At 66.8% G+C, this 15,562-nt stretch carries 14 protein-coding genes; all 14 read right to left on the reverse strand.

The window, feature by feature from the left end; translation table 11 throughout:
- Positions 1-4: 4 nt before the first annotated feature.
- Genes HYH07_RS12695 through HYH07_RS12760 form a run of 14 tightly spaced genes read right to left on the reverse strand, consistent with a single transcriptional unit; the run spans position 5 to position 15,561 of the window.
- Positions 5-889 carry an amidohydrolase gene (locus tag HYH07_RS12695; protein ID WP_220002806.1) on the reverse strand — a complete coding sequence of 295 codons (885 nt, stop codon included), beginning with the start codon at positions 887-889 and terminating at the stop codon, positions 5-7.
- Positions 886-2,007, reverse strand: coding sequence for a VWA domain-containing protein (locus HYH07_RS12700; RefSeq protein ID WP_220002807.1), 1,122 nt, complete (start codon positions 2,005-2,007; stop codon positions 886-888). The genes HYH07_RS12695 and HYH07_RS12700 overlap by 4 nt, the downstream gene beginning before the upstream one ends.
- Positions 2,004-2,885, reverse strand: a complete 882-nt coding sequence (locus tag HYH07_RS12705; protein WP_220002808.1) for a MoxR family ATPase — start codon at positions 2,883-2,885, stop codon at positions 2,004-2,006. The genes HYH07_RS12700 and HYH07_RS12705 overlap by 4 nt, the downstream gene beginning before the upstream one ends.
- A gap of 12 nt (positions 2,886-2,897) precedes the next feature.
- Positions 2,898-3,920 carry a xanthine dehydrogenase family protein molybdopterin-binding subunit gene (locus tag HYH07_RS12710; RefSeq protein WP_220002809.1) on the reverse strand — a complete coding sequence of 341 codons (1,023 nt, stop codon included), beginning with the start codon at positions 3,918-3,920 and terminating at the stop codon, positions 2,898-2,900.
- Complete coding sequence (locus HYH07_RS12715; RefSeq protein WP_220002810.1) at positions 3,921-5,513, reverse strand: xanthine dehydrogenase family protein molybdopterin-binding subunit; 1,593 nt, start codon at positions 5,511-5,513, stop codon at positions 3,921-3,923. It lies immediately after the preceding gene.
- Between the two features lie 11 nt (positions 5,514-5,524).
- The gene (locus HYH07_RS12720; RefSeq protein ID WP_057758780.1) at positions 5,525-6,001 is read right to left on the reverse strand and encodes a (2Fe-2S)-binding protein; all 477 of its coding nucleotides are present in this window, start codon (positions 5,999-6,001) and stop codon (positions 5,525-5,527) included.
- 6 nt (positions 6,002-6,007) lie between these two features.
- A complete protein-coding gene (locus HYH07_RS12725) occupies positions 6,008-6,826 on the reverse strand; it encodes a xanthine dehydrogenase family protein subunit M (protein WP_220002811.1) in 819 nt (272 codons plus the stop codon).
- The gene (locus HYH07_RS12730) at positions 6,827-7,270 is read right to left on the reverse strand and encodes an SRPBCC family protein (protein ID WP_220002812.1); all 444 of its coding nucleotides are present in this window, start codon (positions 7,268-7,270) and stop codon (positions 6,827-6,829) included.
- Between the two features lie 5 nt (positions 7,271-7,275).
- Positions 7,276-7,713 carry an SRPBCC family protein gene (locus HYH07_RS12735; RefSeq protein WP_200468663.1) on the reverse strand — a complete coding sequence of 146 codons (438 nt, stop codon included), beginning with the start codon at positions 7,711-7,713 and terminating at the stop codon, positions 7,276-7,278.
- A 10-nt stretch (positions 7,714-7,723) separates the two neighbouring features.
- A complete protein-coding gene (locus tag HYH07_RS12740) occupies positions 7,724-10,624 on the reverse strand; it encodes a flotillin family protein (RefSeq protein ID WP_220002813.1) in 2,901 nt (966 codons plus the stop codon).
- Positions 10,625-10,651: 27 nt separating this feature from the next.
- On the reverse strand, positions 10,652-11,485 hold the full coding sequence (locus tag HYH07_RS12745) for a phosphoenolpyruvate hydrolase family protein (protein WP_220002814.1): 834 nt from the start codon (positions 11,483-11,485) through the stop codon (positions 10,652-10,654).
- Between the two features lie 3 nt (positions 11,486-11,488).
- On the reverse strand, positions 11,489-13,705 hold the full coding sequence (locus tag HYH07_RS12750; protein ID WP_220002815.1) for an ABC transporter permease: 2,217 nt from the start codon (positions 13,703-13,705) through the stop codon (positions 11,489-11,491).
- Positions 13,698-14,480, reverse strand: a complete 783-nt coding sequence (locus HYH07_RS12755) for an ABC transporter ATP-binding protein (protein ID WP_057758765.1) — start codon at positions 14,478-14,480, stop codon at positions 13,698-13,700. Before HYH07_RS12755 ends, HYH07_RS12750 begins: the two co-directional genes overlap by 8 nt.
- A complete protein-coding gene (locus tag HYH07_RS12760) occupies positions 14,473-15,561 on the reverse strand; it encodes a branched-chain amino acid ABC transporter permease (RefSeq protein ID WP_220002816.1) in 1,089 nt (362 codons plus the stop codon). The genes HYH07_RS12755 and HYH07_RS12760 overlap by 8 nt, the downstream gene beginning before the upstream one ends.
- Between the last annotated feature and the right edge of the window lies 1 nt (position 15,562).

Consider the following 15,562-nt stretch of genomic DNA (forward strand, 5'->3'; position numbering starts at 1 on the left):
TCGTTCAAAGTCGATAGACGCGTGTCGCCGTACCCCGGAAGATTGCATCCCGTTGCTCGGCGCTCAGCGGCGCGGCCGCGGTACGAAAGGCCTCAACGAGCTCGCGATAGCTGGTCCACAATTTCTCGATCGGGAAATTCGAGCCGAACAGGCAGCGCTCGGCGCCGAAGATCGCGACGGTGTCGGCGACGACAGCGGCGATATGCGCGGGGTCGTTGCGATGGATGAAAGTGCCGAGGCCCGAGAGCTTCGAGACGACGTTCGGACATGTGGCGAGCCGGGCCATGCCCGCGCGCCAGGCCGCGCAGCCCGCTGGCGAAACGTCTTCGAGCATGCCGGCATGTTGGAGGATGAAGGTCACCTTGGGGCAGGAGTCGGCGAGATGCGCGGCATCCGGCATCTGCGGCGTGAACACCTGCAGATCGAAACTCCAGCCATAGTCGGCGAGACGCGCGACGTTGCGGCGCACCATGGGATCGACGCAGAGATCGGGCTTGGCCGCGAAGCGATAGAGCGGGTTTTCGTGCCAGTGCAGCTGCATGCGCACGCCGCGCACCAGGGAATAGCGCTTGAGGCGGTCAAGCTGCGGACGGACGTCGTCCACGGCGAAATTGGCATAGGCGACGATGCCGTGCGGCCAGCCGTGCTCATCGGCGGTCCGCTGCACCCAGGCCGCCTCGTCCTCGAAACGGTCATTGGCCCAATTGGTCTGGACGTAGACCGAGCGGGTGACGCCGGTGTCCTTGAGGTCATCGAGATATTCCTCGATCGGATAATCGCGCCGGATCGCCTCGTAAGGCCCGAAGATGCGCGGCTGCATCGGGCCGACCAGCCAGGGCAGGTCGGCCTGGCGCCAGATATGATGATGGCCGTCGACAATCTCGCTCACGCCACTCTCCTTCGTCCCAAGGCCAGGACATGCGCAACGATAGACGCGATCGATCCACCGTCGACGAGATCATCGACAAAGCGCTCGATCGCGACGAGCGCCTCGGTCTGCGGCCGAAAGCCGGGTCCGGTCGCCAGTGGCGTCAGCCAGCTCACGCGCCAGGCCCGTCGCGACAGCTTTGCCACCGCATCACGCAACGCATCGGGCTCGCCGCGCTCCAGCCCGTCCGAGACCACGACCACGGCCGCCCCGCGCGCATAGCTGCCGAAGCGGGGCACCGCGAGGAAGGCTTGCAGCGCATCGCCAATGCGGGTGCCGCCATCCCAGTCGCTGACGAGATGCGCGGCCGCGCTCAGCGCCTGCTCGCGGCGCTTCAGCCGCAGCGCGCGGGTGACACGGGTCAGCCGGGTGCCGAAGGTGAAGACCTCGACATAGGGTGCGGCCTGCACCAGCGCGTGCGCCAGCTTCATGTTCTCCTCGGTGCGGCTCTTCATCGAGCCGGAGACGTCGATCAGCAGTAGGAATTTTCGCGGCCGTTGGCGCCGCTTCATATGCCCGAGCCGCAGGATCTCCCCGTCGCTGCGGACGGAGTCGCGTAAAGTGCGCCGAAGATCGGCAAACGGCCCGCGGCGCGCGCGCATGCGGCGGTGGCCACGCCGCCTGGGCAGGCGCCTTGGCGCTTCGCGGGACAGCCGGCGGAGCGCATCCGTAGTGGAGAGCTGAGCGAAGCGGCGCTCGACCAGCGCCTCGGCGCGCGTTGCAGTCAGGCCGGATTCGTTGGCGTCGTCGGAGCGGAGCGGCTCCTGGTCGCCGCGGCCTTCCTCCTGGAGCCGCAGTGTCTCATCGTCCTCGCTGTCATCGGTATGCTCGATCGCCTCACTGCCGCGGAAGTGAAGGTCGAACAGGCGGTCGAACGTCGTGCGGCGTTCAGGTGGTGGGGCGAGGGTGGCGAGCGCTGCCTGCCTAATATCGCTGAGGTCGCGCGGCCCGAGCAGCTCGATCGCGGTGAGGAACGCGGTGGTTTGTTCCGGCGCGACGGCAAAGCCGTTGGCACGCAGCAATGCGACGAAGGAGACGAAGATGCGGGCGGCGCGCGGCAGTTGAGGCTCGGTGCTCATGCGGTGGCCTCCGCGAGCATGGCGTCGAGCCGGGGCGAGATGAAGTGCAGATCCTCCTCGTCCTTCAGCGCGACGCCGATCGATCGCTTGAACGCATCGGGCCAGCGTGCACCCCCCTTGTGCAGCAGCGTTGCGGCCTCGGCCCAATCCACAGCCTCGGCGATGCCAGGCGCCTTGCTCAGCGGCTCGCGCCTGAGCTTGCCGACCGCTGCGACAACGGCCCGCGCGGTCGCTTCGGCGACGCTGGAGGCGCGCAGCATCACGATGCGGGCCTCGCGCTCTTCGGTGGGGTAGTCGATCCAGTGATAGACGCAGCGGCGGCGCAAGGCTTCGTGCAGGTCGCGCGTCCGGTTCGATGTCAGGACGACGACGGGGCGTTCGTCAGCACGCACGGTGCCGCGCTCGGGGATCGAAATCTGGAAGTCGGAGAGGAATTCCAGCAGGAAAGCCTCGAACTCCTGGTCGGCGCGGTCGACTTCGTCGATCAGCAGCACAGTCGAGTCCGGGGCGCGCAGGGCAGCCAACATCGGCCGCTCGATCAGGAACGTCTCGCCATAGATGTCGATGCTCTCGTCGCCGGCCTGGCGGATCGCGAGCATCTGGCGCGGATAGTTCCACTCGTAGAGTGCAGCGGAGGCGTCGATGCCCTCGTAGCATTGCAGGCGAATCAGGCGGCGGCCGAGCACGGCGGCGATGGCCTTTGCGGCTTCCGTTTTGCCGACACCCGGCGCGCCCTCGAGCAGCAATGGCTTGCCGAGCGCAAGGCCCAGATAGGCCGCGGTCGCAAGGCCCGCGTCGGCGAGGTAATAGGCAGCGCGCAGCGCTTTCTCCAGCGCGTCCGGGCTGTCGATGCCGACGATGTTGCTGCGGACCGGCATGAGCCAAAACCTCTAGCGCCGCGCCTGCGGCCGCGCGCCGCCCTGCGCTTTGATCGCGCGCAGCACCTTTTCCGGCGTGATCGGCAGGTCGTCGATGCGCACGCCGACCGCGTTGAAGATGGCGTTGGCGACGGCCGGCAGCACCGGGTTCGCGCACATCTCGCCGGGCCCCTTGGCGCCGAACGGACCGTCCGGGGCGGGGCGCTCCAGCACGGCGATATCGTGCGGGCAGATGTCGCCGGGCCCGGGCATCAGATATTCGACGAAGTCGCGCGGGCCATGCACCGGCTCGGGGTAATACGGCTCGGGCGTCTCATACAGCGCGTGGCTGACGCCCATCCAGGCGCCACCGACGAGCTGCTGCTCGACCAGCCGTGGATTAAGGGCGCGGCCGAGCTCATAGGCGGAGTCCATTCGCACCATCGCGACCTCGCCGGTCTCGTCATCGACATCCACCTCGGCGACAAGGCAGGCATGCGCATAGCAGGTCGCGGGCGACATCTCGCCGGTCTCCGGATTCACTTCAGAGAGCGGCACGAGAAAAATGCCGCGGCCGGAAATGGTCTTGCCCTGCTTGAACTGGGCCGCGATTGCGACGTCCTTGGTCGAGATCGAACGGTGCGGCGCGCCCTTGACGTGGATGTTGCCGCGTCCGTCGGTCTCGAGGTCGGCGGCGTTGACCTCAAGCTCCTCGGCGGCGGCTTCCATCATCACGCCACGGGCTTCTCGGGCGGCTGCCATCACCGCATTGCCAACGCGATGGGTACCGCGCGAGGCGAAGGAGCCCATGCAATGCGGGCCTGTGTCCGAGTCGGCCGTGTCGACATAGACGTCCTCGACCGGTACGCCCAGCGTCTCCGCACAGATCTGCCGCGTCACCGATTTCATGCCCTGTCCGAGGTCGATCGAGGACAGCGCTACCGTGAACTTGCCGCTCGGATTGGAATGCACCAGCGCCTGGCTGGGATCGCCGCCGAGATTCATGCCGATGGGATAGTTGATCGAGGCCATGCCGCGTCCGCGATGCCGGGTCATCTAGCGCCTCCTGGTGCCGAAGACGGAGGAGAAGCGGGTCGCGCCATGCGAGGGCGCGGCCGGCCGCGGCGAAGGTGGCGTCGGAGCCGGCGGAGGCGGCTCGCGCGGCGGTTCGCGGGTGACGGTCGGTGGCAGCCGGTCGTAGCTGGTGCGCTGCTGCGCCGGAGCCGCTGGCCGTGCGCGCGAGTCTGCCGGTGTCGGCGGGATCACGGCGCGGCTGCCGCCACCGTCCTTGCGCGAAGATGCCCGCTTGAACTCTTCGCGCAGCGGCCATTTGGCTTTTTCAGCCGCGACCTGCACGCATTCGATCAGGGCCGTGTTCTTGGCCTCGCGCCGGTGCGCCTTCATGTCGCCATCGCGATAGGCGTTGAGGATCCGGAACTCCATCGGATCCATGTTGATGAGGTGCGCCAGCTTGTCCATCTGGCACTCGATGGCAAAATCCATTGCGGTGACGCCGAAGCCGCGCATGGCGGTCGCCGGCGTGCGGTTGGTGAAGACGCAATAGACGTCACCATAGACATTCGGGATGGTGTAGGGGCCCGGCAGATGCGCGGCGCATTTCACCGCGGCGTAGCTGGAGAGGCGCGTATAGGCGCCGCTGTCGAAATAGGCGCGGATCTTGCGCGCGACGATGCGGCCGTCGCGCATCACGCCGTCCTTGATGTAGATGCGCTCGGCCCCGCGCGGCGGGCCATATTGCATCTCCTCCTCGCGCCCGAACACGTAGCGCACGGGCTTTCCGGTCAGCATGGCGCCGAGGATGGCAAGCGGCTCGGTCAGCGTGTCGACCTTACCGCCAAAGCCGCCGCCGACGGTGCCGCCGATGAAATGGAAGGTGTTGGACGGCACGTTCAGGATCTTGGCGCAAGTATCGACCGAAAAGAACAGCGCCTGGGTCGAGGTATAGACGACATAGCGGCCGTTGGTGTCGGGCGCGGCGATCGCGCCGTTGGTCTCGGTCGGCGCGTGCTCGATCGGCGACATCTGGTAGCGTTGTTCCAGCACATGATCGGCGGTCGCCAGCGCCGCATCGGCATCGCCGAAGCGCAGTCTTTGGTGATCGTAGGTCTCGTGATAGGTGAAGGTGTTTTTTGGATAGGTCTCGTTGACCACGGGTGCGCCGGGCTTCAGCGCATCCTCGACATCGAACACCGCCGGCAGCGGCTCGTAGTCGATCCTGACTTTCGCGATCGCCTCGAAGGCCTCGCGCTCGCTGTCGGCGACGATGGCGACGATCGGCTCGCCTTTGTAGCGGACCTTGTCGACCGCCAGCGAAGGCTCGTCGTCCTTGCCGAAATTGATCAGGCTGAGCAGCGTGTTCAGATTGACCGGCACATCGGCGCCCCTGATGATCCGGCGCACGCCGGCCGAGCGCTCAGCCTCCGTCGTGTCGATGCGGCGAATGCGTGCATGCGCCTGCGTCGACCGCACGACCTTCAGATGCAACATGCCCTGAAGCTTGTGGTCATTGAAATAGCTCGACGTGCCCGTGACATGTCCGAGCATGTCCTGTCGTTGGGTGCCCTTGCCGATTTCCTTTAAGTTATCGTCGCGCTCGTCGGCGAAAATGTCCTTGCGCAGCTCCAGCATGGCGACGTCCTTCAGGCACTGACCCGGCCGCCGGCGGCGGCGAGGATGGCATTGATGATCGGCTCATAGCCGGTGCAGCGGCAGATGTTGCCGGAGATGGCCTCGATGACCTCGTCGCGGCTCGGCGAGGGATTGCGATCGAGCAAGGCCTTTGCAGCCATCAGCATGCCCGGCGTGCAATAGCCGCACTGCGCGGCAAAATTGTCGGCGAAGGCGCGCTGCAGCGGATGCAGGTTCGGCCCCTGCTTCATGCCGTCGAGCGTTTCAACGGCGCGGCCAGCGACCGTTTCCGCCAGCGTCAGGCAGGAGAGGTGGAGTTCGCCGTCGATGAGCACGCTGCAAGTGCCGCAGCCGCCTTGGCCGCAGCCGAATTTCGGCGTCATGTCGCCGATCAGCTCGCGCAGTGCCACCAGCAGGTTGGTGCCGCCGTCGACGAAGATGGCGACATCGCGGCCGTTGTGACGAAATTGAAGCGGGATCTTGGACATGGGGTTCTATTCCTGTCCCGACAGCAGGCGGCGCAGATGCACGCCGACGATCTCGCGGCGATACCAGGCACTGCCGAGCGCGTTGTCGGCTGGTGATGTTCCCTCGGTGACGGCCGATGCGGCAGCGGCGATGGTCGCTGCATCCAGCGAACGTCCCTCCAGCGCCCGCTCGGCGGCGCGGGCGCGGATCTGCGTCGGCGCCATCGAGCCGAGTGCGATCCGGGCACCTGCGATGCGGCCGCCCGAGATCGGCAGATGCGCGGCCAGCGTGATGACCGAGCCGCCCTTCGGCTTGATGCGCGCGATCTTGCGATAGCGGAATGCCTCCGTGCTTGCGGGCCGGGTGCACGAGATCGAGAGGACCAATGCCCCCGCCTGTCGGTCGCGTGCCTGCAGAAACTCCTCGATCGGAATGTCGCGTGAGCCAAACCCGCCCGCGACGGCCACTGTCGCATCGAGCGCGAGCAGCGCAACCGTGAAATCGCCATAGGGGTTCGGCGCAAAAAGATTGCCGCCGACCGTTCCCATGTTGCGGACCGCTGGGCCGCCGATCGATCGGGCCGGGGCGTGCAGGAAGCCGAGGTCGCGCTCGGCGAGGACGCGCGCGAAGGTGACGCCGGCACCTAGCGTGATGCGCGGGCCGGACGCGTCGATCCGGGTCAGTGCCTGATCCTGGGCGCGGACCACCGTCGAGATCGAGACGTCGCCCTCATTCAGCGCCCGCATCACCAGCGTGCCGCCGCCAAGATAGCGGGCGGTGCGGTCCGACGACAGCGCCCCGGCCGCCTCGTTGGCGCTGCCAAAAGTCTTCACTATCACGGCCATCTAGGCGGCCTCCTTCAGATGCCGGCGGATTGCATCGAACCCGGCCTGGTAAATGTCTTCGGCGACCATATGGGTGATGCGGTCGCGGTCTTCGGGCCTGGTGGTGAAGCGCGACTCCCAGTGCCAGAAGGTGCGGTCGCCGTCAGTGACAGGCAGCAGGCGGACATGGGCGACGTAGTTGAACATCGGGATCGGCGTGTCGAGCAGGCAGTAGCTGAAGCTTTGTTCGAGGTCGGACAGCGCCAGCAATTGCTCGCGCAGTTCGGCGCCGTCCTTGAGCTTGAACCGTCTGATGCAGCCGATCTTGTCGGACGAATGCGCGCGTTCGATCGAAGACGTCGCGACCGCCGGATGCCAGCGATCGTGCCCGTTGAAATCGCGCAGAAGTGCCCACGCTGCATCGGTGGGCGCGTCCAGGATGGTGCTTTTGACGATATGCGGCACTGATATCAGCCTCCGAACACACGCTTCAGCGCATCGAACCCCCCCTGGAACACGCCGCCGCCGATATTGCCGACAAGCTCGGTCTCGCGCTCCGGGGCGCAGTCGAACTCGGCGGTCCATTCCACAAAAGTCTGGTCGCCGTCGGTGACGGGCGTCAGCCGCAAGGTCGCGACATAGTTCTCGACGCCCATCGGGGATTCCAGGATCGAATAGGTGCAGAACATGTCGTAATCGGAGAGGCCGAGCAGCTTTTCGCGGATGCGGTCGCCGTTGCGCAGGCGAAAGTCGCGCACACAGCCGATCTTGTCCGCGGGCTCGCCGCCCTCGATGCGGCTTTCGGCGATCGCGGGATGCCAGTTCGGCAGGCCGTTGAAATCGCGCACGCGCGCCCAGACGCGGTCGTTGCGCGCATTGACGACGGTGGAGACGTAGACGCGGGGCATGGGTGAGACCTCAGCTCTTCTTCCGCGGACCGCGCTCGGCGGGCGGCTCGCCGCCACCCTCGGCCGCGGGCGGGGTGCTGGCCTGCTTGTCGCCGCCGCCCTTGCGTGCGGAATCCTTGATGCCCTGCATGTCGCGGGCCTCGCGGATCAGGCCCGGCATCTTGGCGAGACTGCCGCCCTCGACGCCGATGTCGGACAGGATGGAGTCGATCAGCGGCGCCTGCACGCGGTAGCGCAGTGCCGAGTCGATCACCTCGTCGGTGGCGCTGCGGCCGCCATTGCCGCCATGGCCGTTGCCATTGAGGCCGTCGACCTGGAGGATGCGGATGCCCTCGATCTTCTCCATCGGCTTGACGCTCTCGCGCACGATGCCTTCGATCTTGTCGAGCAGCTTGCGGCGGAACAGCGAGTAGCGCGCCTGGTCCGTCAGCACGTTCTCGGCTTCGTTGAGCATGCGCTGCGCCTCAGCCTCGACGGCAGCGCGGACACGTTCGGCATCGGCGGCAATGCGGGTTTCCTCGGCCTGCTTCTCGGCGAGCAGCACCTCGACGGTCTTGCGGCGTTTTGCGATCTCGCTCTCGCGCGCCGTAACCACGCGCTCGGCGGCCTCGGTAGCCCGCATGCGGGCCTCTTCGGCCGCGGCACGGGCGGCGGATTCTTCGAGCGACTTCTGATGAATGGCGATCGCCTTTTCCATCAAGACAGTCTCGACCTCCTTCTCGCGGTTCACCTCAAGCTTGCGCAGTTCGCGCTCGCGGCCGATGCGGGCTTCATCGAGGCCGCGGTCAGAGGCGATGCGTGCGCGCTCCACTTCCTCGCGGGAGGAGATCTCGGCCTCCTGGAGTGACTGGACGCGGGCGACCTCGAGCTGCTCGATGGCGCGGCGGCGTTCGAGGCGGGCGGCTTCCAACGCCTGCTCGCGCGAGACGTCCGTGGTCTCGACCTCCTTGCGGGCAACGATCTCGGCCTGCCTGACCTGACGATCCGCGTCGATCCGCTCGGACTTCTTGGCGGAGAGGGCGATCACACGGTCTTCGTCGGCGATTTCGATCGCCTTCTTCTGCTCGATATTGAGCACCTCGCGCTTCCTGGACGAATTGATCCGCTCGGCCTCCAGCGCGAGATCGACCGTGATGCGCTGCCGCTCGATGGCATCGCGCCGCTTCAGCTCGGCGGCCTCCAGAATGCCGGTTCGTTCGATCTCCAGCGAACGCGTATCGCGCTCGGCCTGGATGCGCTCGGCCGCGACCGCCTTTTCCTGGGCGATGCGGGCCGCCTCGATCGCCTCGCGCGAGGCGATATCGGCTTCCTCGACGGCGCGGTTGCGCGCGATTTCCAGCGAGCGGACGCGCTCTTCCTGGGCGATCCGAGAGGCCTCGGTGGTCTCGCGTGCGGCGATGCCGGCAACTTCGAGGGTCTGGTTGCGCTCGATTTCGAGCTGTCTTGTGTTCTGCTCGGCGGCGATGCGCTCGGCGGCGAGCGTCCGTTCGCGGGCAATGCGGGCGACTTCCACCGCACGCTGCGCCTCGATCTCGGCCTCCTGGATGGTGCGGACCTGCTGGATCTCCAGAGCGCGGGTGCGCTCGTCGGAGGAAATGCGTTCGACGTTCACGATCAGCGTCTGCGCGATGCGCGCCTTCTCAGTGGCCTCGCGGGCGGCAATCTCGGCCTCGTCGACGGCGCGGCTGCGCTCGATCTCGCGGCGCCTTGTCTCTTCCTCATTGGCGATGCGGGCGTCGGTGACGACGCGGTCCTGCTGGATGCGAGCCTTCTCGATCGCCTCGCGGGCTGCGATCTCTGCTTCCTCGACCGTGCGCATCCGCTCGATCTCGCGCTGGCGGACCTCGCGCTCGCTGGCAATCCGCGTCGTGTCGATCGAGCGCTGGTTGGCGATGCGGGTCTTCTCGATCTCCTCGCGCGCCAGCAGCTCCTTCTCCTCGATGGTGCGGGTGCGCTCGATCTCCTTCTGGCGGGTCTCGCGCTCGGAGGCGATGCGGGCCTCCGCAATCGCCTGCTCGTTGGCAATGCGCGAGCGCTCGATCGCTTCGCGCGCCGAGATCTGGGCCTGCTCGGCCTCGGTCTCGCGCAGGGCGCGTTCGCGGGCGACTTCAGTGCGCTGGAGCGCCCGGCGCATCTCGATGTCGCGCTCCTGTTCGAGCCGCGCGGTCTCGCTCTCGCGTTCGATTTCGAGCGCCTGCCGCTCGGCCTCGAGATTGCGGGCGCGGATCTTGATCATCGAGTCCTGCTCGATGTCGTTGCGCAGCTTGCGCCTGGCCTCGATGTCCTCCATCAGGCGGGTCAGACCTTCGGCGTCGAAGCGGTTCGACGGGTTGAAGAATTCGAGGTCGGTCTGGTCGAGATCGGTGATGGCGACGGACTCGATCTCGAGGCCGTTCAGGGCAAGGGCCTCGGCCGCGTTGGTCTTGACCCGCGCGACATAATCGCCGCGGCGCTCATGCATTTCCTCCATGGTCATTTCCGAGGCAACCGAGCGGATTGCCGAGATGAACTTGCCGGCCAGCAATGTATGGAGCTGCTCCGGCTCCATGGTGCGGCGGCCGAGCGTGGCGGCCGCAATCGAGACGGCCTCGCGGGTCGGCTGCACCCGCACATAGAAGTCGGCCTCGATGTCGACGCGCATGCGATCGCGGGTGATCACGGCGTCCTGGCGCGAGCGCACGATGCCCATCGGCAGCACGTTCATGTTGACAGGCGTGTAGTCGTGAATGAACGGCAGCACGAAGGCGCCGCCGTTGATGACCACGCGTTCGCCGAGGAAGCCGGTGCGGACGAACGACACCTCCTTGGAGGAGCGGTGGTAGAGCCAGTTGACGATGTAGACGCCGACCACGATCACGATGATCGCGACGATCAGCCAGAGGATGAGCTCGCCGACCAGTATCCCTGACATGTTTCCCTCCCTCGATCTTGTAAGGCGTTACGGCGCGCCGATCGCCTTGAATTTGCGGACCTGTTCCGTCAATGCCCGCTCCACCGGCAGCCGCTCCATCGAGGAGGCGCCGTAGAAGCCGTGGCAGTAGCGGGTGTTCTTCATGATGAAATCGGCATCCGCGGGATCCGCGATCGGGCCGCCATGGGCGAGCACCAGAATGTCCGGGTTGACGCTGAGCGCCGCCGATGCCCAGGTGTCGATGCGTGCCGGGCAGTCGTTCAGCTTGGGCGCGGTCTGCGCGCCGATCGTGCCGCCGGTCGTGAGGCCCATGTGGCAGACGATGATATCGGCGCCGGCGATCGCCATCGCGGCGGCTTCCTTCTCGCTGAAGACGTAGGGCGTCGTCAGCAAATCCTTCTCGCGCGCCTTCGCAATCATGTCGATCTCCAGCGCGTAGGACATGCCGGTCTCTTCGAGGTTGGCGCGGAAGATGCCGTCGATCAGGCCGACGGTTGGAAAATTCTGCACGCCGGCAAAGCCGAGTGCCTTGAGCTGGTCGAGGAACACATCCATGTCGCGGAATGGATCGGTGCCGTTCACGCCGGCGAGCACCGGCGTCTTGCTGACGATCGGCAGCACTTCGCCGGCCATTTCGACCACGATCGCGTTGGCATCGCCATAGGGCATCAGCCCCGCAAGCGAACCGCGGCCGGCCATGCGATAGCGGCCGGAATTGTAGATCACGATGAGATCGACGCCGCCGGCTTCCTCGCATTTGGCCGAAAGGCCGGTGCCGGCGCCGCCGCCGACGATCGGCTCGCCGCGCTTCGCCATGTCGCGAAACCGCTTCAGGAGTGCTGCGCGTTCAAACCGGGCCATCGGTCACCTCGCTGCTCTCCGGCGCGCCCCGGCGCGTCCGAACAGGGTTCGAAACGCGCTCACGATGGTCGAGGCGAACTCGGGATCGTTGATGTTCTGCTTGACGCGGATGAGTTGCCGGTTGCCGGTCGCACGCACCGTGCGTTCCAGCGCGCGGAACAAGGCAGCATCGGCCTCGGGGTCCCAGAACGGCTGGCCACGCGCATCCAGCGCGGAGACGCCGGCCTCGGGCAGGAAGAAGCGCACCGGCCCGTCCATCTGGTTCAGCCGCTCGCCGATCCAGCGGCCCATGCGCTCGTTCTCGTCCGCTGTCGTGCGCATCAAGGTCACCTGTGGATTGTGGACGTGGAATTTGCGGCCGCGATAGCGCTCGGGGATGGTGTCGGGTGCGCCGAAATTGACCATGTCGAGCGCGCCGACCGAGCCGACATAGGGCAGGCGGGTGCGGATGATGGCGCCGAAACGATCCTCGGTCGCCGGAAATATGCCGCCCATCAAGAGGTCGCAGATCTCGGTGGTGGTGAGATCGATCACGCCGGCGAGCTGGCCGGAATCGACCAGCTTCTCCATCGAGCGACCGCCGACGCCGGTGGCATGGAAGACGAGGCATTCGAAATCGCCAGCGAGATCGGCCGCGATCTTTTGCACCGCTGGTGTCGTGACGCCGAACATGGTGATGCCGATCGACGGCAAGCCGGCACTCGCGGCGCGCTCCTTGGCTTCGCGCTGGTCGAGGCGGGCCTTGACCATGCCGACGATGGCATTGGCGCCGTTCGAAAGCACCGCGCGCGAGATCGAATTGAGGCCCTGCACGTCGGTGACCGAATACATCATGGTGATGTCGGCAGGACCCACATAAGGCGCGACATCGCCCGAAGCGACCGAGGAGATGATCAGTTTTGGCACGCCGACGGGGAGGGTACGCATGGCGGGGGCGACCAGCGAGGCCGCGCCCGAACCGCCGGCCGAGATCACGCCGGCGATATTGCCCTGGCGCTTGATCCACTTGGCGAACGCGTCCGCCATCGCGGTGACAGCGGCACCGCGATCCGGGCCGAACACGGCCGAGCCGCCGCGGCCATGGTTCAGCGCGATCTCCTGCGCGGAGACGTCGCAGGTCGCGTGCTTGCCGCTGGTGGAGACGTCGACCAGCCGCGTGCGCAGCCCGCTCTCGCCAATGACGTCGCGGATGAAGCGTAGCTCGGTGCCCTTGGTGTCGAGCGTGCCGACGACCAGAACGACCGGCGGACCGGAGGTCTGCGCCGTTATCGGCTCACGCTTGCGCCGCGCGGTCTCATCAAGTCGCGCGACTTGCGTCGAAAGCGTGCGCGCGGCGGCTTCGATGCGAGCGATCGGGACCGGCTGTGACCAGCGCGTCGGCGGCGTCGGATTGGACATGTAGATGCGGATCGGGCCGCTGGTGCGTGCGGGCTGAGCGACCGGCTTTGCTTCGTCGCCCGCAGAAGGCACGTCGATGTCGGGCTCCAGCTCGGCATGCAGTCCGACGCCGAGCAGGCGCTGCTGCAACGCGCGGTCGGCGGACAGCCGCGCCGAGTCGATGATGCGGTTGATGCGGCCGTTGACCATGATCGCGACGTTGCGCGAGATCGCGGTGGCGACGCCGATGTTCTGCTCGATCACGAGCACGGACATGTCGCCGTCCTCGCCGAGCTGCAGCAGCATCTCCTCGACCTGGGCGACGATGACGGGCGCAAGCCCTTCGGTCGGCTCGTCCATGATCAGCAATTGCGGATTGGTCAGCAGCGCGCGCGAGATCGCCAGCATCTGCTGCTCGCCGCCCGAGAGCTGGCCGCCGCCGTGATCCCGGCGTTCGGCAAGCCGCGGAAAGGTGTCGTAGATGCGCTCGACCGTCCAGGCGCCGGAGCGGATGCCGCCGGCGAGCCGCAGATGCTCGTCGACGCTGAGCGAGCGCCACAGCCGGCGGCCCTGCGGCACGTAGCCGACCCCGAGGCGCGCGATATTTGCGGGCGGCCGCCGCGTGATATCCTCGCCGCGAACCCGGATCGAGCCGCCGCTGACCGGCACGAGGCCCATGATCGCCTTGCACAACGTGGTCTTGCCCATGCCGTTGCGGCCGACCACGGAGAACACGCCGGCGTCGAGCGTGAGGTCGACACCCTGCAGCGCGTGCGAATGACCGTAATAGACGTCGAGGCCACGGACCTCGAGTGCGGCGGCACTGCGGCGAGCCTCACTCATGGCCGCCTCCGAGATAAAGCTCCTGCACCTCGGGATCGGACTGGATCTCCTCCGGCACGCCTTCCTTGAAGATGCGGCCATTGTGCATCATCGTCACGCTCTCGACGACGCGCAGCGCAACGTCCATGTCGTGCTCGATGATGATGTAGCCGATATGCGCGGGCAGCGAGGTCAGGATCTCCACCAGCTCGGCCCGCTCGGTCGGCGACAGGCCGGCGGCGGGCTCGTCGAACAGCACGAAGCGGGGGGCGCCTGCGAGCGCCAGCGCGATCTCGAGCTGGCGCTGTTGGCCGTGCGCGAGCTCGGCGACGCGCTGATCCCTAACCGCGCTCAAATGCACCGCCTGCACCAGATTGTCGGCCGCATGCATCAGCGCATCGTTCTGGCCGGGCCGCAGGAACGAGAAGCGTCCGCGCGAGACGCCGCGACAGGCGAGGTAGACATTGTCCTGCACGGTGAGGCCGGGGAATAGCGCGGAGATCTGGTAGGTGCGCCTGAGCCCGCGGCGGATGCGCTCATAGGGCGGGAAGTGCGTGACGTCCTCGCCGAAGAAGCGGATCGTGCCTGAGGTTGGCGGGAAGTCGCCGGTGATGCAGTTGAACAGCGTGGTCTTGCCGGCGCCGTTGGAGCCGAGCACGGCGCGCCGCTCGCCGGGGCGCACGGTGATGGTGACGTCGGTCAGCGCTGCCAGCGCGCCGAACAGCCGCGTGACGCCGCGCAGCTCCAGCGCTGCACCGGCTCCGACCGCGGAGAGGCGCCGGGCGACGCTATCCATGGCCGCGCCCTCCGTTCGGGCGATCCGACTGCGGACGCTGGCTCCGCCGCCAGCGCTGCCACAGGCCGATCACGCCATCCGACGACCAGAACACGATGGCAAGGAAGCCGAGGCCGATCAGCAGCCGGAAACGGTTGCCGTCGAGCCCGATCTTGACCAGGAAATCGAGCGCGAAGGTGCGTAGCAGCACGAACACCAGGGCGCCGATATAGGGACCGATCGGCCGGGTGATGCCGCCGACAATGGCGATGATCAGGATATCGATGCAGGCGCCGACGCTGACCGAGCCCGGCGAGATCTGGCGATAGTTCCAGACCTGGAGCACGCCGGCGAGGCCCGCAATGAAGGACGCGACCGCATAGGCGGCGACGCGGTGCGCATTGACGTTGAAGCCGAGCGCGGCCATGCGACGCGGATTGTCGCGCACGCCCTGGAGCGCCAGGCCGAACGGCGCGCGGGAGATGTAGTCGACCGCGAAATAGCAAAGCGCGGCGATCGCGAGCACGACATAGTAGAACGGAATGTCCGACCGCCAGTTGACGCCCCAAAAATGCGGCGTCGCGACGTTGTTGATGCCGGTATGACCGTTGAAGATCGCCCAGTTCTGGTTGGTGAAGTAATAGAAGGCCGCGCCGATCGCGAGCGTGATCATGATGGTGTAGATGCCCTCGGTCCGCACCGCGAGCGCACCGCCGAGCGTGCCGAAGATGGTCGCGAGCGTCAGCGCCATCGGCACCGCCAGCCACCACGGCCAGCCCAGGCTGATATTGGCGTTGTCGCTGGTGCCGAACACCGCGACCATGTAGGCGGCAAAGCCCGCGATGGTGAGCTGCATCAGGCTGACCATGCCGCCGTAGCCGGCCAGGAACATCAGGCTGAGCGCGATGGTGCCCAGCATCAGCGTGGTCGCAAAGATCTCGATCAGGAAGAAGCCGTTGGCGATCAGCGGCATGATCAGCAGGATCACCGCCACGATCCAGGCTGCGGGATTGTTGAGATCGGGCCAGCCGCGTGCGGCTTGCCGCTGCGCTGATGCGGCGGGGCTGCCGATCTGAATGCGCGTATCGTGGGTGACGGACATG

The sequence above is a fragment of the Bradyrhizobium sp. BR 10261 genome (assembly GCF_019455395.1).
Lineage (GTDB): Bacteria > Pseudomonadota > Alphaproteobacteria > Rhizobiales > Xanthobacteraceae > Bradyrhizobium > Bradyrhizobium manausense.

What these genes read in the sequence shown, in the direction of transcription:
- HYH07_RS12700 (WP_220002807.1), bottom strand. Translation starts at nt 2,007, where the DNA reads ATGAGCACCGAGCCTCAACTGCCGCGCGCCGCCCGCATCTTCGTCTCC.
- HYH07_RS12705 (WP_220002808.1), bottom strand. Translation starts at nt 2,885, where the DNA reads ATGCCGGTCCGCAGCAACATCGTCGGCATCGACAGCCCGGACGCGCTG.
- HYH07_RS12710 (WP_220002809.1), bottom strand. Translation starts at nt 3,920, where the DNA reads ATGACCCGGCATCGCGGACGCGGCATGGCCTCGATCAACTATCCCATC.
- HYH07_RS12715 (WP_220002810.1), bottom strand. Translation starts at nt 5,513, where the DNA reads ATGCTGGAGCTGCGCAAGGACATTTTCGCCGACGAGCGCGACGATAAC.
- HYH07_RS12720 (WP_057758780.1), bottom strand. Translation starts at nt 6,001, where the DNA reads ATGTCCAAGATCCCGCTTCAATTTCGTCACAACGGCCGCGATGTCGCC.
- HYH07_RS12725 (WP_220002811.1), bottom strand. Translation starts at nt 6,826, where the DNA reads ATGGCCGTGATAGTGAAGACTTTTGGCAGCGCCAACGAGGCGGCCGGG.
- HYH07_RS12735 (WP_200468663.1), bottom strand. Translation starts at nt 7,713, where the DNA reads ATGCCCCGCGTCTACGTCTCCACCGTCGTCAATGCGCGCAACGACCGC.
- HYH07_RS12740 (WP_220002813.1), bottom strand. Translation starts at nt 10,624, where the DNA reads ATGTCAGGGATACTGGTCGGCGAGCTCATCCTCTGGCTGATCGTCGCG.
- HYH07_RS12745 (WP_220002814.1), bottom strand. Translation starts at nt 11,485, where the DNA reads ATGGCCCGGTTTGAACGCGCAGCACTCCTGAAGCGGTTTCGCGACATG.
- HYH07_RS12750 (WP_220002815.1), bottom strand. Translation starts at nt 13,705, where the DNA reads ATGAGTGAGGCTCGCCGCAGTGCCGCCGCACTCGAGGTCCGTGGCCTC.
- HYH07_RS12755 (WP_057758765.1), bottom strand. Translation starts at nt 14,480, where the DNA reads ATGGATAGCGTCGCCCGGCGCCTCTCCGCGGTCGGAGCCGGTGCAGCG.
- HYH07_RS12760 (WP_220002816.1), bottom strand. Translation starts at nt 15,561, where the DNA reads ATGTCCGTCACCCACGATACGCGCATTCAGATCGGCAGCCCCGCCGCA.